This window comes from Conexibacter sp. CPCC 206217, from assembly GCF_030646165.1.
GTDB lineage: Bacteria > Actinomycetota > Thermoleophilia > Solirubrobacterales > Solirubrobacteraceae > Conexibacter.
The window spans coordinates 34,221-53,033 of record NZ_JAUTDO010000017.1; the positions used below are offsets into that span (position 1 = coordinate 34,221).

General features: G+C 71.6%; 19 protein-coding genes. 11 read left to right on the plus strand and 8 right to left on the minus strand.

Features of this window, described 5'->3' with window-relative positions; translation table 11 throughout:
• Nucleotides 1–136 precede the first annotated feature (136 nt).
• Complete coding sequence (locus tag Q7L65_RS27020; RefSeq protein WP_304726520.1) at nucleotides 137–403, minus strand: hypothetical protein; 267 nt, start codon at nucleotides 401–403, stop codon at nucleotides 137–139.
• Nucleotides 404–563: 160 nt separating this feature from the next.
• Here Q7L65_RS27020 and Q7L65_RS27025 point away from each other — a divergent pair, with 160 nt between their 5' ends.
• From Q7L65_RS27025 to Q7L65_RS27040, 4 genes are all read left to right on the plus strand, one after another.
• Nucleotides 564–2,063: a sulfatase gene (locus tag Q7L65_RS27025; RefSeq protein WP_304726523.1), complete on the plus strand. Its 1,500-nt coding sequence runs from the start codon at nucleotides 564–566 to the stop codon at nucleotides 2,061–2,063.
• The gene (locus tag Q7L65_RS27030) at nucleotides 2,060–3,652 is read left to right on the plus strand and encodes a sulfatase (RefSeq protein ID WP_304726525.1); all 1,593 of its coding nucleotides are present in this window, start codon (nucleotides 2,060–2,062) and stop codon (nucleotides 3,650–3,652) included. The genes Q7L65_RS27025 and Q7L65_RS27030 overlap by 4 nt, the downstream gene beginning before the upstream one ends.
• Before the next feature lie 91 nt (nucleotides 3,653–3,743).
• A complete protein-coding gene (locus Q7L65_RS27035; RefSeq protein ID WP_304726527.1) occupies nucleotides 3,744–4,226 on the plus strand; it encodes a low molecular weight protein-tyrosine-phosphatase in 483 nt (160 codons plus the stop codon).
• 109 nt (nucleotides 4,227–4,335) lie between these two features.
• Nucleotides 4,336–5,316, plus strand: a complete 981-nt coding sequence (locus Q7L65_RS27040; RefSeq protein ID WP_304726529.1) for a fructosamine kinase family protein — start codon at nucleotides 4,336–4,338, stop codon at nucleotides 5,314–5,316.
• Nucleotides 5,317–5,405: 89 nt separating this feature from the next.
• On the opposite strand, the gene Q7L65_RS27045 is transcribed toward Q7L65_RS27040, so the two are convergent.
• Nucleotides 5,406–6,665, minus strand: a complete 1,260-nt coding sequence (locus Q7L65_RS27045) for a cyclopropane-fatty-acyl-phospholipid synthase family protein (RefSeq protein ID WP_304726531.1) — start codon at nucleotides 6,663–6,665, stop codon at nucleotides 5,406–5,408.
• Between the two features lie 121 nt (nucleotides 6,666–6,786).
• On the opposite strand from Q7L65_RS27045, the gene Q7L65_RS27050 reads away from it, so the two are divergent.
• Nucleotides 6,787–7,692: an alpha/beta fold hydrolase gene (locus tag Q7L65_RS27050; RefSeq protein WP_304726533.1), complete on the plus strand. Its 906-nt coding sequence runs from the start codon at nucleotides 6,787–6,789 to the stop codon at nucleotides 7,690–7,692.
• A 218-nt stretch (nucleotides 7,693–7,910) separates the two neighbouring features.
• Here the strand turns inward: Q7L65_RS27050 and Q7L65_RS27055 are convergent, their stop codons facing one another.
• A complete protein-coding gene (locus Q7L65_RS27055; RefSeq protein WP_370552635.1) occupies nucleotides 7,911–9,782 on the minus strand; it encodes an ABC transporter ATP-binding protein in 1,872 nt (623 codons plus the stop codon).
• 146 nt (nucleotides 9,783–9,928) lie between these two features.
• Nucleotides 9,929–10,753, minus strand: coding sequence for a fumarylacetoacetate hydrolase family protein (locus Q7L65_RS27060; RefSeq protein WP_304726537.1), 825 nt, complete (start codon nucleotides 10,751–10,753; stop codon nucleotides 9,929–9,931).
• 54 nt (nucleotides 10,754–10,807) lie between these two features.
• Here Q7L65_RS27060 and Q7L65_RS27065 point away from each other — a divergent pair, with 54 nt between their 5' ends.
• A complete protein-coding gene (locus tag Q7L65_RS27065) occupies nucleotides 10,808–11,419 on the plus strand; it encodes a FadR/GntR family transcriptional regulator (RefSeq protein WP_304726539.1) in 612 nt (203 codons plus the stop codon).
• Here Q7L65_RS27065 and Q7L65_RS27070 read toward each other — a convergent pair.
• The 4 genes from Q7L65_RS27070 to Q7L65_RS27085 all read right to left on the minus strand — a co-directional run bounded on the left by Q7L65_RS27070 (nucleotide 11,416) and on the right by Q7L65_RS27085 (nucleotide 16,029).
• Entirely contained in the window at nucleotides 11,416–13,728 is a 2,313-nt protein-coding gene (locus Q7L65_RS27070; protein WP_304726541.1) for an FdhF/YdeP family oxidoreductase, read from the minus strand. The genes Q7L65_RS27065 and Q7L65_RS27070 overlap by 4 nt on opposite strands.
• A 33-nt stretch (nucleotides 13,729–13,761) precedes the next feature.
• On the minus strand, nucleotides 13,762–14,268 hold the full coding sequence (locus tag Q7L65_RS27075; protein ID WP_304726543.1) for a cysteine dioxygenase family protein: 507 nt from the start codon (nucleotides 14,266–14,268) through the stop codon (nucleotides 13,762–13,764).
• 29 nt (nucleotides 14,269–14,297) lie between these two features.
• Nucleotides 14,298–15,395, minus strand: a complete 1,098-nt coding sequence (locus tag Q7L65_RS27080; protein WP_304726545.1) for a hypothetical protein — start codon at nucleotides 15,393–15,395, stop codon at nucleotides 14,298–14,300.
• A gap of 172 nt (nucleotides 15,396–15,567) precedes the next feature.
• The gene (locus tag Q7L65_RS27085; protein WP_304726547.1) at nucleotides 15,568–16,029 is read right to left on the minus strand and encodes an Rrf2 family transcriptional regulator; all 462 of its coding nucleotides are present in this window, start codon (nucleotides 16,027–16,029) and stop codon (nucleotides 15,568–15,570) included.
• A gap of 246 nt (nucleotides 16,030–16,275) precedes the next feature.
• On the opposite strand from Q7L65_RS27085, the gene rpmG reads away from it, so the two are divergent.
• The 5 genes from rpmG to rplA are packed head-to-tail and all read left to right on the plus strand — an operon-like array spanning nucleotide 16,276 to nucleotide 18,736.
• On the plus strand, nucleotides 16,276–16,440 hold the full coding sequence (gene rpmG / locus Q7L65_RS27090; protein ID WP_012932800.1) for a 50S ribosomal protein L33: 165 nt from the start codon (nucleotides 16,276–16,278) through the stop codon (nucleotides 16,438–16,440).
• An 18-nt stretch (nucleotides 16,441–16,458) separates the two neighbouring features.
• The gene (gene secE, locus Q7L65_RS27095) at nucleotides 16,459–17,016 is read left to right on the plus strand and encodes a preprotein translocase subunit SecE (protein ID WP_304726550.1); all 558 of its coding nucleotides are present in this window, start codon (nucleotides 16,459–16,461) and stop codon (nucleotides 17,014–17,016) included.
• 49 nt (nucleotides 17,017–17,065) lie between these two features.
• Nucleotides 17,066–17,587, plus strand: coding sequence for a transcription termination/antitermination protein NusG (gene nusG / locus Q7L65_RS27100; RefSeq protein WP_304726552.1), 522 nt, complete (start codon nucleotides 17,066–17,068; stop codon nucleotides 17,585–17,587).
• A 1-nt stretch (nucleotide 17,588) separates the two neighbouring features.
• Nucleotides 17,589–18,011, plus strand: coding sequence for a 50S ribosomal protein L11 (gene rplK, locus Q7L65_RS27105; RefSeq protein WP_304726555.1), 423 nt, complete (start codon nucleotides 17,589–17,591; stop codon nucleotides 18,009–18,011).
• Nucleotides 18,012–18,013: 2 nt separating this feature from the next.
• Nucleotides 18,014–18,736 carry a 50S ribosomal protein L1 gene (rplA, locus tag Q7L65_RS27110; RefSeq protein ID WP_304726557.1) on the plus strand — a complete coding sequence of 241 codons (723 nt, stop codon included), beginning with the start codon at nucleotides 18,014–18,016 and terminating at the stop codon, nucleotides 18,734–18,736.
• Nucleotides 18,737–18,813: the final 77 nt, after the last annotated feature.

Below are 18,813 nucleotides of genomic sequence, written 5' to 3' on the forward strand. Positions count from 1 at the left end.
TCTGGTGATACCCGACCCGGCCCGGCCGTGTCGCCTCCCCGAAAGGTTCGTCGCCACGCCTCTCGGCCAGCTCCCCGTCCGTCGCCGTGTCGCTCAGGCGACCGCGTGCACGCCGCGCACGCTGCACCCCACGCGCTCAGTGCGGCACGACGTCCCGATGGCCCTCGCCGTCGCCGTCGTCCAGCAGCCGCTTGATCGCGAGCATCACGAAGCCGGTCGTGACGGCGATCGTCGCGATCGCGACGCCGACGAGCAGCCAGGTCGGCGACTGGCCGATCCACAGCACCATGCCGACGATCGCGAGCATCGGCAGCAGGAAGACGAACAACAGCGGCGCGTCGGATCTGTTCGGCGTGACGGTCGCGGGCTGCTGGGCGTGCGTCGGTGCGTCGGCAGTGGACATCGGAAGGCTCCTGTTCGCGGTCGGGAATCCACCCTCTCGCACCGTCGCGCCGCTGCCAGCCGGCGGATTCCGCAGCGTCGCGTGGTGAACTACTGACCTGCTCCCGTTGCACCTGAGACACCACCGCACCTTTTGGCGCACCCGCGTGTCGCAGGAACCGATGGAGTCACGGATCGACCGCCGCCGGTTCATCGGCGTCGCAGGTGCAGGAGTAGCGGGGGCCGGCATCGCCGGCGCGACCACGCGTGCCAGTGCACGGGCGGCGATCGCGCCGCCGCCCAAGGGCCCACCGGTCCCCGACGGGCCGAACGTGCTGGTGATCGTGATCGACTCGCTGCGCTACGACCACGTCGGCGCCAACGGCAACAGATGGATCAGAACGCCGAACATCGACGCGCTCGCGCGCGAGAGCCTGCGCTTCCATCGCGCGTTCCCCGAGGCGATGCCGACGGTCCCCGCGCGGCGTTCGCTGATGACCGGCCGCCGCATCTACCCGTGGACCAACTGGCACCCGACGCGCAACCTGCCCGGCACGCCCGGCTGGACCGGACTGGCCGCTGAGGAGCAGACGTGGCTGAAGGTGCTCAGAGCGGCCGGCTTCTGGACCGGCTACGTGACCGACAATCCGTTCCTCGGCTTCGATCCGTCGTGGGCGCCGCTGCGCAGAGGGGTCGACCGCTTCATGCGGATCGGCGGCCAGGTCGGCGCGCGCCGCCCGGCGTCGTCGATCTCGCTCGCGACGGCCGAGCACTGGCTGCCCGTCAACATGGAGACGGACCACTACATCAGAGGGATGCGCCAGCATCTGGCCAACCTGGCCGGCGCGCGCGACGAGCGCGAGCAGTGCGCCGCGCGCGTCTTCAGCCACGCCGTCGACATGCTCGCGACGGCCAAGCGCGCCAGACGGCCGTTCGCGCTCGTCGTCGACTGCTTCGACCCGCACGAGCCGTGGGCGCCGGTGCAGAAGTACCGCGACCTCTACCTCGACAAGACCTACACCGGCAACGAGCCCGGCAACGTCCGCTACCAGCCGTCGAGATACCTGACGCCCGACGAGCTGAAGCGGTTGCCCGGCCTGTACGCCGCCGCGGTCACGCAGACCGACGCGTGGCTCGGCCACTTCCTCTCGAAGTTCTACGACAGCGGCGTCGCCGACGACACCGCGATCGTGCTGCTGAGCGATCACGGGATCGTGCTCGGCGAGCGCGGGTGGACGGGCAAGCCGGCGCTGGAGCTGCATCCAGAGCTGACGCACGTCCCGATGCTGATCCGCTCGCCGGATCGCCGCCGCGCCGGTCAGACGACGGACTACTTCGCCTCGCCGCATGACGTCGGTCCCACGTTGCTGTCGATCACGGGGGTGAAGCGACCGACGACGATGGACGGATCAGACATGTCACCCCTGCTCTCGGGCAGCGCTCCCGCGATGAAGCGCACCTTCTGGTACGGCGGCTACGCAAACCACTGGTACTACCGCGACGACCGCTGGGCGCTGATCGCCGACGGCAACAACAGCGGCCGCGAGCTGTTCGACCATCGCAAGGACCCGGGCGAGCGCAGAAACATCGCGCGCGACCACCTCCCGCTGCTGGACCAGATCTACAAGCGGGTGCTCAAGAGCGCGAACCTCACGCGCTTGCCGTACTTTGGGAAGAGATGAAGGTCGGGCATCGGATCCTGGCCGCGCTCGCCGCGGCCGCACTGATGTGCACGCTCGTCGTCGCTGCCACCGGCGGCGCGTCCGGGGCGAGAAAGGTCGCGCGCCAGGTGCCGGCGCAGCCGGGGCCGCAGCAGCCGCCCGCCGCCGCTGCCCCGCCCACCGCCGGCGCTCCGGTCGGTTCGGCGTCGAAGCCGAACATCGTCTTCGTCCTGACCGACGACCTGTCGTGGGACCTCGTCGACTACATGCCCAACGTGCAGCAGTTGCGACGCGAAGGCGTGACGTTCTCCAACTATGTCGTGACGGATTCGCTCTGCTGCCCGTCGCGCGCGTCGATCCTGACGGGCAAGTACCCGCACAACACCGGCATCTTCAAGAACACGGGTGAGGACGGCGGCTTCCTCGCCTTCCGCGCCAACGGCCAGGAGCAGGCGACGTTCGCGACAGCGCTGCAGGGCGCCGGCTACCGCACCGCGCTGATGGGCAAGTACATGAACCAGTACAGCCCGGGCCGCGTGCGCGACGGCGACGGCGGCCCGTACGTGCCGCCCGGCTGGACCGACTGGCAGGGGATCGGCAACGGCTACGGCGGCTACGGCTACCGGATGGCGCGCGGCAGCAGGGTCGTGCATCGCGGCTATCGCGCGCGCGACTACGTCACCAACGTGCTGCGCCGCGACGCCGTCGGCTTCGTCGCGTCGGCGGTCGGCGCCGGGCAGCCGTTCCTGCTGGAGCTTTCGAGCTTCGCACCGCACACACCGGCGACGCCGGCCCCGCGCGACCGCGGGCGCTTCGCCGACGTGAGAGCGCCGCGCACGCCCGCCTTCGACGAGGCGGACCTGTCCGACAAGCCCGCCTGGCTGAGCGGGCACGGCCGCCTCACACCCGATCAGGAGCTGCGGATCGACGCGCTGTTCCGCAAGCGCGTGCGTTCCGTGCAGGCGGTCGACCGCGCGCTGGGACGGATCCGTGTCGAGCTGGAACGACTCGGTGTCGCACGCAACACGTATGTCGTCTTCAGCTCCGACAACGGCTTCCACATGGGCCAGCACCGCCTCACGCCCGGCAAGCTGACCGCCTACGACCCCGACATCCGCGTGCCGCTCGTCGTCGCGGGGCCGGGCGTGCCGGTCGGCACGACGGTCGACGACGTGACCGAGAACGTCGACCTCTGCCCGACCTTCAGCGAGCTGGGCGGCGTGCCCTCGCCGGCGAGCGTCGACGGCCGCAGCCTCGTCCCGTTCCTGCAGGGACAGCCGGCGCCGGCGGACTGGCGGCAAGCGGCGCTGATCGAGCACCGCGGCGCGGTCACCTCGCCTGAGGATCCCGACTTCCCCGAGCGCGGCAGCGGCAACCCGCCGACGTACGAGGCGCTGCGCACGAAGGACAAGCTCTACGTCGAATACGCCGACGGCGAGCGCGAGCTCTACGATCGCAGCGTGGATCCCGACGAGCTCGACAACCTCGCCGACGAGCTGCCGGACGCGGAGCTGGAGCAGTGGACCGCCGACCTCGACGCGCTGCGCGCGTGCTCCGGAATCGCCTGCCGCGTCGCGTCACGTCTCGGTCAGGTGTCATCGCTGCCATGACGCGGATCGCGTGCGTCTGCGTCCGCCGACTGGAGCCGCCGCCGACGACGCGGGAACTGCGCGGCCCCGCCTGTCAGGCGCAGTCACCGCGATGACGCGGATCCTGTTCGTCTGCCTCGGCAACATCTGCCGCTCGCCGACGGCCGAGGCGGTGATGACGCGGCTGGTCGCGGAGGCGGGCCTGGCGGGGGAGATCGAGCTGGAGAGCGCCGGCACCGGCGGCTGGCACGTCGGCAGCCCGCCCGACGTCCGCGCGACCGCGGCCGCCGGCGCCCGCGGGTTCGCGATGCAGAGCGTCGCGCAGCAGGTCGACGCCGCCGACTTCGGCCGCTTCGACCTGCTGATCGCGATGGACCGCGACAACGTCCGCAACCTGAAGCGCCTGGCGCCCGACGCAGAGTCGGCGCAGAAGGTGCGTCTGCTGCGCGAATTCGATCCGCACAGCGCAGGCGCCCCCGACCTCGACGTACCCGACCCCTACTACGGCGGCGACGACGGCTTCGGCCACGTCCTCGATCTCGTCGAGGACGCCTGCGCGGGCCTGCTCGACGAGCTGCGCGCGGCAACAATGTGAGCGCCGTGCTCGCGGCGGTTCGCGGGGCCGTGCCGGCGCGCCGAGCGTTCGCACTCCTCACGCGCGCACGATCGGGACCGTCAGCGGCGCCGGCGGGCCGTCCCCGCCCATGACCAGCGCACTCGCCACCGCGCTCGCAGGCGTGCTCGGCGAACCCGTCGCGCGGCTCGACCGCGTCACGGGCGGCGACCTCAACGAGGCGTACGCAGCGACGCTTGGCGGCGGCGAGCGCGTGTTCGTGAAGACCAGCGTCGACGCCGCCCCCGGCGCGTTCGCCGCCGAGGCCGCCGGCCTGCGCTGGCTCGCCGTCGCCCGCGCGCTGCCGGTGCCGCAGCCGCTCGCGGTGCTCGATCGCGCCGATCCGATCGACGTGACCGCCGCGGCCTCCACCGCCGATCCGTCGATCGCCTCCCCCGATGCCGGCACCGGGGCGCGAGCGGGGGATCCCGCCGTACGCCTCCTCGTGCTCGAATGGATCGAGTCCGGCCCGTCGTCGCGCGCGTCCGACGAGCTGCTCGGCCGCGGACTCGCACGACTTCACACAGCGGGCGCACCGAACTACGGCGGACCTCAGCAGACGCTGCAGATCGGCCCGCTCACGCTGCCGAACCAGCCGGCGCGCGACTGGTCGTCGTTCTATGCCGAGCGCCGGCTGGTCCCGCTCGCCGAGCTGGCGCAGCAGCGCGGCGCGCTGCCTGCCGGCGCGCTCGGCCTGCTCGACCGCGTCGTCGAGCGCCTGCACGCGGGCGACAGCGGCGGCGGACCCGGGATCGGCGGCCCGCCGGAGCCGCCCGCGCGCCTGCACGGCGACCTCTGGGGCGGCAACGTGCTGACCGACACCTCCGGCCAGCCGTGGCTGATCGACCCCGCTGCCTACGGCGGCCACCGCGAGGTCGACCTGGCGCTGCTGCGCCTGTTCGGCGGTCCGTCAGAGCGAGCGTTCGCGGCCTACGAGGAGGTCGCCCCGCTCGCCCCCGGCGCCGCCGAGCGCGTCGCGCTGTGGCAGCTCGCCCCGCTGCTCCTGCACGCCGCCCTCTTCGGCGGCGGCTACGGCGCGAGCGCCGTCACGGCGCTGCGCCGCTACGTCTGACGCGCCCGCTGCGCCGCGCCCGTTCGCCGCGCCGCGCCCGTAACCCGTCGCGCCGCAGCTGCGCCGCGCCCGTCGCCCGCCGCGCCCGCCTACCCCTTGCGCCCGTCCGCCCCCACCGGCGTCTGCCCTGGCAGCACGCCCTCGCCGGGCAGTTGCGCGCGGACCTGGTAGATCCCGATGAAACCCGTGCGGAAGCCGTTGCGGGCCGTGCGCAGATACAGGCGCCAGACGCGGATCCGCTCTTCGCCGGCGAGGCGCGTCGCCTCGTCGAGGTTGGCGTCGAGGTTCTCGTACCAGTGGCGCAGCGTCTCGGCGTAGTCGTCCGCGAAGCCCTCGACGTGCTGCGTCACGAAGCCGGCCCGCTCGAGCGCGAGCAGGTTGCGGCTGAGGTGCAGCGGCTCGCCGTCGGGGAAGACGTAGCGCTCGGAGAACGGGCCGGCCGCCGGGTCGGTATGGCGCAGGCGCGTGATGCCGTGGTTGAGCAGGCGGCCGCCCGGCTTCAGCGCCGCGGCGAGCACGCGCGCGTACTCGTCGAGGTTGGCGTCGCCGACGTGCTCGACCATGCCGATCGACGAGACGGCGTCGAACTGCTCGCCGCCGAGGTCGCGGTAGTCCTGCAGGCGGATGTCGATCTTGTCCGACAGGCCCGCGGCCGCGACGCGCTCGCGCGCGATCTGCGCCTGCGAGGGCGACAGCGTGATGCCGACGACCTCGACGCCGTACTCGCGCGCCGCGTGGATCGCCATGCTGCCCCAGCCGCAGCCGACGTCGAGCAGCCGCTCGCCGGCTCTCAGGCCGAGCTTCGACGCGACGAGGTCGAGCTTCGTCTCCTGCGCCTCCTGCAGCGTTCTCGCGCCGCGCGAGAAGATCGCGCACGAGTACGTCATGTCGTCGCCGAGGAACAGTCTGAAGAAGTCGTTGGAGACGTCGTAGTGGTGACGGACCGCCTCCGCGTCGCGCTCGCGCGAGTGCGCCTTGCCGCTGAGGATGATCTCGGCGGCGGGTCGTCTCGGCGGTCGCGTGAGGCCGACGGCGCGGGCCGCGGCGAGCATCAGCCGCGCCTGCGTGCGACCGTCGACCGGCGCCGGCTTCCACTGCTGCAGCAGGTCCATCGCGGCGTCGATGTCGTCGACCTGGACCTCGCCCGCGACGTAGGCGCGGCCGATTCCGAGCTGGCCGGGCGCCCGCAGCGCGTGCGCCACGGCCCTCGGGGAGCGGATCGTGAAGACCGGGCCGGCACCGTTGGTGGTCGGCACTTCCGTGCCGTCCCAGAAACGGATCGTGAACGGTCGGTCGGGGAACGCGCGCTCCACTTCCTGGCGGAGCGGCTTGGTCACGGCAAAGGGCATGACGTCCACGCTATCGGTTCGACAATTTTCGATGCAAGTTGCACCACCATCAGCCAGATTCCGGGCCCAGGCTATCGCGGGACCGGCTCGCTCCGCCGGCATCCCGGGTACGGTCAGCAGGATGGAGCGCTTCGAGTTGCAGGAGATGCGGCTGCACGGTCACAAGATCGCGTACCGCGCTGGTGGCAGCGGCCCGGTGCTGGTGCTGGTGCACGGGATCACCTCGACCTCCGCGACGTGGGAGGCGATCATGCCGCTGCTTGCGCGCCGCTTCACCGTGATCGCGCCCGACCTGCTCGGCCATGGCGGCTCGGCCAAGCCGCGCGGCGACTACTCGCTCGGCGCCTACGCCAGCGGCGTGCGTGACCTGCTCGTCGCGCTCGGTCACGAGCACGCGACCTTCGTCGGCCACTCGCTCGGCGGCGGCGTCGCCATGCAGCTCGCCTACCAGTTCCCGGAGCGTTGCGAGCGGCTGGTGCTGGTCGGCAGCGGCGGCCTCGGCCGCGAGGTCAACATCCTGTTGCGCGCCTCGACGCTGCCGGGCAGCGACGTCGTGCTGCCGCTGCTGGTCAACCGGCACCTGCTCGACGCGGGGCGCTTCGCCGGCACGTTCCTGGCGAAGGTTGGCCTGCGCGCCGGCACCGACATCGCCGAGATGGCGCGCGGCCACGCCTCGCTGGCCGATCGCGACGCGCGCGAGGCCTTCATCCACACGTTGCGCACGATCGTCGACGTCGGCGGCCAGCGCGTCGATGCGCGCGACCGTCTCTACCTCGCCGAGCATGTCCCGTTCCTGATCGTCTGGGGCGAGCGCGACAGCATCATCCCGGTCGCCCACGGCCGCGACGCGCACGCGCTGGTGCCGTCCAGCCGGTTGGAGGTGTTCGAGCACTCGGGCCACTTCCCGCACATCGACGAGCCGACCCGCTTCCTGCACGTGCTGGAGCAGTTCGTCGACACGACCGAGGCGGCCGCGGTCGAGCCGGACGCGTGGCGCGAGCTGCTGCGGATCGGCCGCGCGGCCTGAGCACCCGCATCGCGACCGCACGTCGCTTCGCTCCTGCCGCCTCCGCCGGCTGCGTCCGCGCCGCCGGCCGCGCGCCGCGCTGGCGCTGCACGACCCGTTCGTCGCGCTGACGATGCGCGAGCGCCTGTTCCGCGCGCGGCTGCTGGAGCAGCTGGTGGAAAGAGGACCGTCGCGCGATCCGGCGATGCGCATCGCGTTCCGCGCGCTCCAGTCGCCGCTCAGTCCGCCAGCGGCTCCCCGGCGTGGTCGCGGGCGACCAGCTGGGCGTAGAGGCCGCCGCGCGCGAGCAGTTCCTCGTGGCGACCGCGCTCGGCGATCCGGCCTCTGTCGAGCACGACGATCTGATCGGCGTCGCGGACGGTCGAGAGGCGATGGGCGATCGTGATCGTCGTGCGGCCCTCGGCGAGCCGTTCGAGCGCGTCCTGAACCGCCAGCTCGGTCTGCGTGTCGAGCGCGCTGGTCGCCTCGTCGAGCACGAGCACCGGTGGATTGCGCAGCAGCGTGCGGGCGATCGCCATGCGCTGCTTCTCGCCGCCGGAGAAGCGGTAGCCGCGCTCGCCGACGACGCTGTCGTAGCCGTCCGGCAGCGAGGCGATCAGCTCGTGGATGCGGGCGCTGCGGGCGGCTGCCTCGATCTCCTCGTCGCTCGCGTCCGGCCGCGCGAAGCGGAGGTTCTCGCGGATCGAGGCGTGGAACAGATACGTCTCTTGTGAAACGACGCCGACGGTCGCCGCGAGCGATCCGAACGAGACGTCGCGCACGTCGACGCCGTCGATCGTGATCGAGCCCCGCTCGGCCTCGTAGAGGCGCGCGACGAGGTACCCGAGCGTCGTCTTGCCGGCGCCGGTCTCGCCGACGATCGCGGTGCGCGTGCCTGCCGGCACGACGAGGTCGATGTCCTCCAGCGTCCAAGCTGCCTCGGGGACCGGCCCACTCGCATCGGCCGCCGCCGCCACCGCCGCACTCGCGCTCGCCGCGGCCGCGTAGCGGAAGCCGACGTGCTCGAAGCGGACCTCGCCGAGCACCTCGTCGGCGCGCAGGCGAACCGGGTTCGCCGCCTCGTCGATGTCGACCGGCAGGTCGAGGTACTCGAAGATCCGTTCGAAGAGGGCCAGCGAGGTCTGGATGTCGAGGCTGACCGACAGCAGCTGGCCGATCGGGAACAGCAGCCGCGTCTGCAGGGTCGTGAACGCGACGACGGTGCCGATCGAGATCGCCGGCCCGCTGCCCGCGATCGACTGCCCGGCGAACCAGTAGACGGCTGCCGGCATGATCGCGAACGTCATCTGCACGGTCGCCATCCGCCAGCGCCCGGCCATCCGCTGGCGCACCTCGATCGCCGCCAGCTCCTCCGACTCGCGCGCGAACCGCTCGGCGAGGTCGCCGCCACGGCCCATCGTCTTGCCGAGCAGGATCCCGGACACCGACAAGGACTCCTCCACCAACGAGGAGAGGTCGGCGAGGCGGCCCTGCTTGGTCGCCGTGATGCGCTTGCGCTCCTGGCCGACGCGGCGCGTCAGCCAGACGAAGAACGGCAGCAGGATCAGCGAGAAGATCGCCAGCCGCCAGTCCAGCAGCGTCATCGCGACGATCGTCGCCACGACCGTCGTGACGTTGGAGGCGATCGAGGTCGCGGTCGAGGTGACGACGTTGTCGATCCCGCCGATGTCGTTGGCGATCCGCGACTGCACCTCGCCGGTGCGCGTGCGCGTGAAGAATGCGAGCGAGAGCCGTTGCAGATGCTTGTAGACCGACGCGCGCAGGTCGTGCATGACCTGTTGGCCGACGACGTTGGAGAGGTACGTCTGCGCGACGCTGAGCGCCCCGGTGATCACCGCGATCGCGATCATTCCGGCGACGAGCGCGCTCAGCAGGCCGGTGCGCTGTTGCGGGATCGCGACGTCGAGCACCTCGCGCAGCAGGAAGGGGGAGACCATGCTGAGCGCGGCCGAGAAGACGATCAGCCCCAGCACGAGCGCGAGCCGGCGGCGGTAGGGGCGGAACAGCGCGAGGATCCGGCGCCCCTCGCGCTCGCGAGCGGGCGTCGGCACCGCTGCGGTCGAGGGGCTGGCGCTGTTCTTCACGTCCATCGATGATAGGCGCGTCGCGCGGGCGGCCACCACGCCCGCCCGCGTTCGCGCCTGCAACAGCGCTGTTCCAACTGGGACGCGGATGGTTCATCCGCGTCCCGGCGGTGCGACGTGCGTCAGATCTCGACCACCCCGCCCAGCTTGCGTCAGATCTCGGCCACCGTGTTCGTGACCGTCCCGATGCCCTCGACCTCGACCTCGACGACGTCGCCGTCGGCGAGCGAGCGGATCGGGTCCATGAACTCGCCGCAGCCCCACGGCGTGCCGGTCAGCACGACGTCGCCCGGTTCCAGCGTGAAGCTGTGGGAGCAGAAGGAGAGCAGTTCGGCGACGCCGAAGACCATCTCCTGCGTGTTCGAGTCCTGCACGGTCTCGCCGTTGACGCGGGTGCGCAGGGCGAGTGCCTGCGGATCGTCGATCTCGTCGGCGGTCACGATCACGGGGCCGAGCGGGCAGAACGTGTCGAGGCTCTTGCCGCGCACCCACTGGCCGTCGGCGAACTGCACGTCGCGCGCGGAGACGTCGTTGGCGACCGTGTAGCCGAACACGTGCGACAGCGCGTCGGCTCTCGACACGCGCGTCATTCGTCTGCCGACCACGGCGGCCAACTCGACCTCCCAGTCGACTCTCCGCGTGATCGCGCGGTCGACGCGGATCACGTCGCCGCTGGCGATCACGCTGCTCGTGAACTTCGTGAAGACGAGCGGGGAGGTCGGCGTCGCCATGTTCGCCTCGCGGATGTGGTCCATGTAGTTGAGGCCGATCGCGACGATCTTGCCGGGCGCCAGCGGAGCGGCGAGGACGGCGTCGGCGAGCGGCGCGGCGCCGGCCGCGGGCGACGGCAGCGCGCCGCCGCCGGCGATCAGGTCGGCGACGGTCGTACCGGCGGGCACGTCGAGCGGGACGAGCGCGCCGTCGAGTTCGGCGACGGGCGTCGGGACGCCGTTGGAGATGACGGTGGCAAGGCGCATGATGGGCTCCAAATTGGTCAGACCATTGTGGTCGGACCACTATAGTCAGGCGCCATGCCGCCCCGCAACCATGTCGCCGAGCGCCTGCGCGAGCTGCTCGCCGACGAGCACGTCGCGCCCGGCGACAGACTGCCGCCCGAGCGCGAGCTGGCGACTCAACTGGGCGTCTCGCGCTCGAGCCTGCGCGAGGGCCTCAGACGGCTGTCGGACCTCGGCATCATCGAGTCGCGTCAGGGTTCGGGCACGTACCTCGCGCCGCTGGACCTCGGCGACCTGTTCGCCGTCCGCCAGCAGCTGGAGCCGCTCGCCGCGCGGCTGGCCGCGCAGCGCTGCTCCGAGGCGGGTCTGCTGCGGCTGGACGAGTCGGTCCGCGAGATGCGCGCCGCTCTGCCGGACGCGGGTCACTTCGGGATCGCCGACGTGCGTGCCCACGCGGCGATCGTCGAGGCCTCCGCGAGCCTCCCGCTGCGCGTCTTGTTCGCCGCGATCGCCGACCTGCTGCAGCACTCGCGCACGACGACCGCGAACGATCCGGCGCTGCGCGAGCAGGCGCTCGTGGAGATGACCGCGATCGTCGCCGCGATCCGCGCCCAGGACGCCGACGCCGCCGAGCACGCGATGCGCGACCACCTCGCGCACATCGGCACGGCGCTGCCGCTCGGTTAGGCAGCAGGAACGAGCCGAACAACCACAGACTTCGACGCCGGCTGGTTGGAGCCGTCGGCCGTCGAGTCGAGCGGGACGAGCGGGTTCGTCTCGGGGTAATAGGCGGCGGCGCAGCCGCGCGGGGTCGCGTACTCGATCACGCGGAAGCGCTCGGCGCGGCGCTCGACGCCGTCGTCCGCCTCGCCGACGAGGTCGACGACGTCGCCGTCGGCGAGCCCGAGGTCGTCGAGGTCGCGTCTGCTGACGAAGACGACGCGGCGCCCGGCCTTGACGCCGCGGTAGCGGTCGTTGAGGCCGTAGATCGTCGTGTTGTACTGGTCGTGCGAGCGCAGCGTCTGCAGCAGCAGCCGGCCTTCCGGCGCGCGCGCGTAGGTCAGCGGGTTGACGAGGAAGCGGGCCTTGCCGGTCGTCGTCGGGAACGTGCGCGAGTCGCGCGGCGGGTGCGGCAGCGCGAAGCCGCCCGGCCGCGCGATCTTGGCCTCGAAGTCGTCGAAGCCGGGCACGACCGCCTCGATCAGCGCGCGGATGCGGCGGTAGTCGCCGGCCAGCTCCTCCCACGGGATCGAAGCGCCGGTCCCGCCCGCGCCAGCCCCGCCTGAATCCTCCCCGAACACCGCTCGCGCCAGCCCGCAGACGATCGCGACCTCGCTGCGCAGCTGATCGGATGCCGGCGGCAGCGTGCCGCGCGAGTGGTGGACCATGCCCATCGAGTCCTCGACCGTGACGTCCTGCGCGCCGCGCGCCTGCATGTCGACCTCGGTGCGGCCGAGCGTCGGCAGTATCAACGCCTGCGTGCCCGTCACGAGGTGGGAGCGGTTGAGTTTGGTCGAGACGTGGACCGTCAGCCGGCAGCGTCTCAGCGCGGCCGCGGTCGCGTGCGTGTCGGGCGCGGCGGCGGCGAAGTTACCGCCCATCGCGAAGAAGACCTGCCCGCCGCTGTCGCGCATCGCGCGGATCGCTCTGACGGCGTCGAGCCCGTGCTCGCGCGGCGGCTCGAAGCCGAGCGCGTCGCCCAGCGCGTCCAGGAACGCCGGTGCCGGTCTCTCGTAGATCCCCATCGTGCGGTCGCCCTGCACGTTGGAGTGACCGCGCACGGGGCAGACGCCGGCCCCCGGCCGGCCGATGTTGCCGCGCAGCAGCAGGAAGCTGACGATCTCGCGGATCGTCGCGACGGCGTTCTTGTGCTGCGTGACGCCCATCGCCCAGCAGACGATCGTGCGCTCGGAGGAGATCGCCAGCTGCGCGACCGCCTCGATCTCCTCGCGCGTCAGCCCCGTCGCGGCCAGCACCTCGTCCCAGTCGAGCTGGTCGAGCGCCGCGGCCCAGGCGTCGAAGCCGTCGGTGCAGTCGTCGATGAAGGCGCGGTCCAGGACCGTGCCCGGCGCGGCCCGCTCGGCGTCGAGCAGCAGCTTCGAGAGCGCCTGGAACAGCGCCAGGTCGCCGTTGACGCGGACCTGCAGCCAGCGGTCCGCCAGCTCGGTCCCATGGCCGAGCACCCCCTGCGGCTTCTGCGGGTTCTTGAAGCGCATCAGCCCCGCCTCCGGCAGCGGGTTGATCGAGACGATCTTCGCCCCGTTGCGCTTCGCGGCCTCCAGCGAGGAGAGCATCCGCGGGTGGTTGGTGCCGGGGTTCTGGCCGACGATCAGCAGCAGGTCGGCGTGCTCGACGTCCTCGATCGTGACGCTGCCCTTGCCGATCCCGATCGTCTCGGTCAGCGCGACGCCGCTGGACTCGTGGCACATGTTCGAGCAGTCGGGCAGGTTGTTCGTGCCGAACGCGCGCACGAACGCCTGGTAGGCGAACGCGGCCTCGTTGGAGGTGCGCCCGGAGGTGTAGAAGATCGCCTCGTCGGGGCTCGCGAGCGCGTTCAGCTCGCTCGCGATCAGCCCGAACGCCTCCTCCCACGCGATCGGCTCGTAGTGCGTGCCGCCCTCGCGCAGGACCATCGGGTGCGTCAGCCGGCCGCGGCGGCCGAGCTGGTAGTCGGTCCAGCCGTCCAGTTCGGCGACGCTGTGGCGGGCGAAGAACTCGGGCCCGACGCGCTTGCGCGTCGCCTCTTCCGCGACGGCCTTGGCGCCGTTCTCGCAGAACTCCGCGCGGTGCGTGTGGACGGGGTCGGGCCAGGCGCAGCCGGGGCAGTCGAAGCCGTCGGCCTGGTTGAGTCGCACGAGCGTCTTGACGCTGCGCGCGATCCCCATCTCGCCCTGCGCGTGGCGCAGCGCCACCGCCACCGCTTCCACGCCCGCAGCGTAGGTGTGCGGCGGTGCGACGGTGAGCTTGCGGTCCTCGGCGTTCGTCGGTGCGGCCATCTCCCGAGAGTACCCCGGGAGGGGTCGCGGACTTCAGCTCGTGGCGCTCTCCAGCGGCCGCAGCTCCTCCTCGTAGGAGACGGAGTGGCGCTGCAGCGTGCCGTCGTCCTCGACCAGGTAGGAGCCCATCCGCACGAGCGGCGGCGAGTAGACGTGGACCGTCACCGCGGGGCGGTCGCCGTGGTGCAGGACGCGGTGGATGTCGGCGGCGCCGAAGTCGAACGCGTCGCCGGCACGCGCCACCCGCCGCGTCGGCTCGCCGCCGAGCGCGAGCCGCTCCTCGCGCACCGCGCCGTCGACGACCGCGACGGCGCCGCTGGAGGCGTCGTGATCGTGGAAGCCGGTGTCGTGGTCCTGCGACCAGCAGATCAGCCAGACGTCGAGATGGTCGTCGCGCAGCAGCTCGGCGTAGGTGCGCTGCGACGGGTCGTGGGCGACGTGCTCGGACCACAGCGAGGGGTTCTCGGCGATCTGCCGCGCTATCTCGCGCAGCTCGTCACGGGTCAGGTCACGGTCGGTGGGACGGTCGATCTCGATCATTGGCTTCGCCTTGCGGTTCTCGCGGCCGCTCACGCGGGAGCTGCCGCGCTGGGAACGAGCGCTTCCGGGGTCGTGGGGTTGAGCAGCCGCGCCGGGTTGACGCGCAGCAGCGCGTGGCCGAGCGCGGTGTCGGCGGCCGGCACGGCGGCGCCGACGACGGGACGGTCGGAGCCGTGCACGAGCTGCGCGGCGCCGACCGCGTGGATCGTCGCCTCGATCGCGCGCGGGCCGTAGGAGGAGGTGTCGTAGAAGGTCAGCGGGTCGTGCGCGGCTTGCGCAGCGGGACCGCCGCGCGCGGCGAGCCGCTCCAGTTGCAGCGGCGCGAGCCCGGCGAGCATCGCGTACAGCACGCGCAGCCGGGGGAGTGCGGGGCGCCCGGCGACGAGGAACGCGTGCCAGGCGGCGTTCATCTGCGCGACGTAGCCGGTCAGCGCCGGCCACCAGCCGGGGAGGGCGGGCGCGGCGGTCGGCCCGGCGGCCGCGCTCGCGCGCCCGGTGCGGCTCGTGCGCGTCGTGCGCGAGCCGCCGTTGGGGCGGCTCGCGCCGGTCCGGCCCGCGCCGGCGGCGGGGTCGGGCATGCGGGCGTCCCCGCCCGCGCGCTCGGCGCCCGCGCCGGGCGCGACCGGACCCGGGTGGGCGAGCAGCGGCGGGGCGGGCTGCTGCAGGCGCTCCAGCAACGGGCCGAGCCGCTCGACGGCGGCCGGGGTCGCGAGCGCGGTCGCGGGCAGCGAGACGCCGGCGAAGCCGCGCGCCAGCAGCGCGTCGACCGTCGCCGGGTCGGGCTCGTGGACGCCGACGGCGGCCCAGGCGCCGAAGCGGTCGCGCGGGAGCGCGGCGGCACCGTCGTGGTACGCGTCCAGCAGCGGCTGCGCCTGCTCGGCCGGGAGGTGCTCGATCCCGAGCGCGCTCGAGAGCGCGACGAGCGCGCGGTCGACGCCGTCGTCGTCGAGTTGAGCGACGCGGGTGCGCGGGTCGGCGTCGGCGAACGGGAGCGCGCTGTCGGGCTCACCGGCGAGGTGGTAGGTCCAGCCGGCGTGACCGCGCGTCAAAGAGGGGACCGCCCCCCGCCGCTCGAGAGCGGCGAGGAGCGGCTGTGAGAGGAGATGCTGGTGCACGTCGATTCGCATCGAGATGCATTCTAGCTAATCCCGACCGAAATAGCCAGGAATAGGCGCAAGTGCCGTCAGAGCGGGGGAATCGGGCGGCTGCTGCAGCCGCGTCAGATGAAGCGACGCGACCCGCGAGTTCCCGCTGCGGCTGGCCGCTCGGCTCGCCGACGGGGGACTCGCGACGACGAAGTCACCCGCGCTTGGACCACGCCGCCGGATCCCCGGCGAGTGCGGTCACGTGCTCCGGTAGATCGCCGGAGACGACGTCCGCGAGCGTCGTGCGGTCGAGCACGTCGCGCAGCGCCGCGCGCGCGGCGACGAGCAGTTCGGGGAGCTTCTCCGCGGCGCCGTCGTAGGACAGCTCGTGCGGGCGCTTGCCGGAGACGTTGGCGAGCGGGCCGTCGATCGCGCGGATGATGTCCGCGACGTAGATCTCCTCCGGCGGCGCGGCAAGCAGATGGCCGCCCTCGACGCCGCGGCGGCTCTCGACGATGCCGGCGCGCCGCAGGTCGTTGAGGATCTTCTCGAGGAAGCGCGGCGGGATCTGCTGGGCCGTCGCGATCGTCTCGGCCTTGACGGGGTGGGTGCCGTCAGAGGCTGCGAGCTCGAGCGCGGCCCGCAGCGCGTAGTCGGTCTTGGCTCCAATGCGCACGTTTCGATTCTCGTCTATTCCGACCTGAAAGGCAAAATTGCAGGGAAGGCCCTGGGGTCTCGCGCCTGCCTGATCAGCAGACGCTAGCGGGTCGCGTCGGTGGGCCGGGCAGAGACCGTCGCGTCCCACCGCCAAGGCGTTTCCCGCTACACTGCCTGGCTCGCGCCGGTTGGCGACGCGCTTCTGCGTCTGCCGCCGGTCGCTGGCACTTGCCCTGAGACGACGAAACTGGACCCTGGAACGACCATGGCTCGCGGAGACGTTCGCATCGCAGTCACCCTCGCGTGCGAGGAGTGCAAGCGGCGCAACTACCAGACGAACAAGAGCAAGCGGAACAACCCTGAGCGGATTCAGCTCAGAAAGTACTGCCGCTGGTGCAAGAGACATACCGCCCATCGGGAGACTCGCTAACCGCGTGTAGAGGTTGACGTGGCCCGCGATCGCAGACGAGCGAAGCAGCGCCGTGAACGGGATTCTCGTTCCGGTGACCCCTCGGCCCAGCACGCCGACGGCGGCGCGCTGCCCGAGGAGAACGCTCTCCACCAGCACGAGCCGGCGGAATTCGCGTCCGGTGAAGTCGACATCGCCGACGCGCAGCTTGCGATGGGCCGGCCCGAGTTGGCCGACGCCGACGCCAGCAGCGAGCCCTCGCTCGGCGGCAGCACTGCAGAAGAGCTGTTCGAGAGCGCCCGTCGCGACGACGGGGGCGCGCTCGTCCCGGCCGGCGGCGGAGGCGACGACGGCGACGGCGGCGAGGCCACCGGCGCCACGCGCTTCGGCGACCGCTCGCCGGAGCCCAGGCGCGGCGGCGGCCGTTTCATCAACTTCCTGCGTGGCAGCTGGCGCGAGCTGCAGCGCGTTCAATGGCCCGACCGCAACCAGGTCGCGCAGGCCACGGCCGTCGTGATCGGCTTCGTGCTGATCGCCGGCGGCTATCTCGGGCTCGCCGACTGGGTCTCGCAGCGGATCGTCGACATCATCATCTGAGTCTGAGCTCCGGCTCGCGCCCCCTTCCGAAGGAATCTCCCCCGACAACATGTTTCGCTGGTACGTCGTCAACACCTATTCCGGTCACGAGAACAAGGTCAAGCACAACCTCGAGCACCGCGTCGTCTCGCTCAACCAGAGACGCGCCGTGCGGCAGGTCGTCGTTCCGACCGAGTCCGTGACCGAGATGAAGGACAACCAGAGAGTTGTCACCGAGAAGCGCACGATGCCGGGCTACGTGCTGGTCAACATGGACCTCAACGAGGATTCGTGGGCGCTGGTGAAGGGCACGCCGGGCGTGACGGGCTTCGTGGGGGCGTCCAACGAGCCGGTTCCGCTGACGCAGGCGGAGGTCGATCGACTGCTGCACCGCGAGACCGCGGAGCGTCCGCGCAGCCGCGCGCAGTTCGCGATCGGCGAGTCCGTCAAGGTCGTCTCCGGGCCGCTGTCGGACTTCTCGGGTGAGATCTCGGAGATCAACGAGGATGGCGCCCGTCTCAAGGTGCTGGTATCAATCTTCGGCCGTGAAACCCCGGTCGAGGTCGGTTTCGACCAGGTGAAGAAGATCTGAAATGGCGAAGAAGGTACTGACAGTCATCAAGCTCCAGGCCGTTGGTGGCCAGGCGAGCCCGGCCCCGCCGGTCGGCCCTGCACTGGGCCAGCACGGGGTCAACATCATGGAGTTCGTCAAGGCGTTCAACGCCGGGACGCAGCAGGACACCGGCACGGTCATCCCCGTCGAGATCACGGTCTACGAGGATCGCTCGTTCACGTTCGTGCTCAAGAGCCCGCCGGCCGCCGTGCTGATCAAGCAGGCGCTCGGCATAGACAAGGGTTCGCCGGAGCCGCACGTGAGAAAGGTCGCGCAGATCACGCAGGACCAGCTCCGCGAGATCGCGCAGAAGAAGCTTCAGGATCTGAACGCACACGACGTCGACCAGGCCGCGAAGATCATCGCCGGCACGGCGCGTTCGATGGGCGTGGAGGTGGTGTGAGGATGGCCAAGCACGGAAAGTCCTACGTCGAGGCGCGTCAGCGTCTGGACCGCGAGCACAACTACGATCCGGCCGAGGCGGTCAGACTCGTCAAGGAGCTGAAGAGCTCGAAGTTCGACGAGTCGGTCGAGCTGCACGTTCGCACGGGCCTGAACGTCCGTCATGCGGACGAGCAGCTGCGCGGCACGATCGCGCTGCCGCACGGCCTCGGCAAGGACGTCAAGGTCGCCGTCTTCGCACAAGGCGACAAGGCGCGCGAGGCCGAGGAGGCCGGCGCTGACGTCGTCGGCGCCGACGACCTGGCGAAGAGAATCGAAGAGGGCTTCAGCGACTTCGACGTCGCGATCGCGACGCCGGACCTGATGCCGGTGGTCGGCCGTCTCGGCCGCATCCTCGGCCCGTCGGGCAAGATGCCGAACCCGAAGGTCGGCACGGTCACGATGGACGTCGCCAGAGCCGTTGCCGAGTCGAAGGCCGGCAAGGTCGAGTACCGCACCGATCGCACCGCGATCGTGCACATGGTGATCGGCAAGTCGAGCTTCGACGAGCAGCGTCTGCTCGAGAACTACGCCGCCGTCGTGGAGGAGCTCGTTCGCGCGAAGCCCTCCGCCGCGAAGGGCAAGTACATCCAATCGATCACGCTTGCCTCGACGATGGGCCCCGGCGTCAAGGTGGACCCGTCGAAGACCCGCGACATCCTCGGGGAGGCGCCGGTCGCGGCGTAGCCTCGTCTTCCAGACGCACTGCCAGAGACCCCCGGCACGGATAAGTCCGGGACAGGCGGAGCTTCGACGCAGCGTGC

What these genes read in the sequence shown, in the direction of transcription:
- Q7L65_RS27020 (WP_304726520.1), bottom strand. Translation starts at nt 403, where the DNA reads ATGTCCACTGCCGACGCACCGACGCACGCCCAGCAGCCCGCGACCGTC.
- Q7L65_RS27025 (WP_304726523.1), top strand. Translation starts at nt 564, where the DNA reads ATGGAGTCACGGATCGACCGCCGCCGGTTCATCGGCGTCGCAGGTGCA.
- Q7L65_RS27030 (WP_304726525.1), top strand. Translation starts at nt 2,060, where the DNA reads ATGAAGGTCGGGCATCGGATCCTGGCCGCGCTCGCCGCGGCCGCACTG.
- Q7L65_RS27035 (WP_304726527.1), top strand. Translation starts at nt 3,744, where the DNA reads ATGACGCGGATCCTGTTCGTCTGCCTCGGCAACATCTGCCGCTCGCCG.
- Q7L65_RS27040 (WP_304726529.1), top strand. Translation starts at nt 4,336, where the DNA reads ATGACCAGCGCACTCGCCACCGCGCTCGCAGGCGTGCTCGGCGAACCC.
- Q7L65_RS27045 (WP_304726531.1), bottom strand. Translation starts at nt 6,665, where the DNA reads ATGCCCTTTGCCGTGACCAAGCCGCTCCGCCAGGAAGTGGAGCGCGCG.
- Q7L65_RS27050 (WP_304726533.1), top strand. Translation starts at nt 6,787, where the DNA reads ATGGAGCGCTTCGAGTTGCAGGAGATGCGGCTGCACGGTCACAAGATC.
- Q7L65_RS27055 (WP_370552635.1), bottom strand. Translation starts at nt 9,782, where the DNA reads ATGGACGTGAAGAACAGCGCCAGCCCCTCGACCGCAGCGGTGCCGACG.
- Q7L65_RS27060 (WP_304726537.1), bottom strand. Translation starts at nt 10,753, where the DNA reads ATGCGCCTTGCCACCGTCATCTCCAACGGCGTCCCGACGCCCGTCGCC.
- Q7L65_RS27065 (WP_304726539.1), top strand. Translation starts at nt 10,808, where the DNA reads ATGCCGCCCCGCAACCATGTCGCCGAGCGCCTGCGCGAGCTGCTCGCC.
- Q7L65_RS27070 (WP_304726541.1), bottom strand. Translation starts at nt 13,728, where the DNA reads ATGGCCGCACCGACGAACGCCGAGGACCGCAAGCTCACCGTCGCACCG.
- Q7L65_RS27075 (WP_304726543.1), bottom strand. Translation starts at nt 14,268, where the DNA reads ATGATCGAGATCGACCGTCCCACCGACCGTGACCTGACCCGTGACGAG.
- Q7L65_RS27080 (WP_304726545.1), bottom strand. Translation starts at nt 15,395, where the DNA reads ATGCGAATCGACGTGCACCAGCATCTCCTCTCACAGCCGCTCCTCGCC.
- rpmG (WP_012932800.1), top strand. Translation starts at nt 16,276, where the DNA reads ATGGCTCGCGGAGACGTTCGCATCGCAGTCACCCTCGCGTGCGAGGAG.
- nusG (WP_304726552.1), top strand. Translation starts at nt 17,066, where the DNA reads ATGTTTCGCTGGTACGTCGTCAACACCTATTCCGGTCACGAGAACAAG.
- rplK (WP_304726555.1), top strand. Translation starts at nt 17,589, where the DNA reads ATGGCGAAGAAGGTACTGACAGTCATCAAGCTCCAGGCCGTTGGTGGC.
- rplA (WP_304726557.1), top strand. Translation starts at nt 18,014, where the DNA reads ATGGCCAAGCACGGAAAGTCCTACGTCGAGGCGCGTCAGCGTCTGGAC.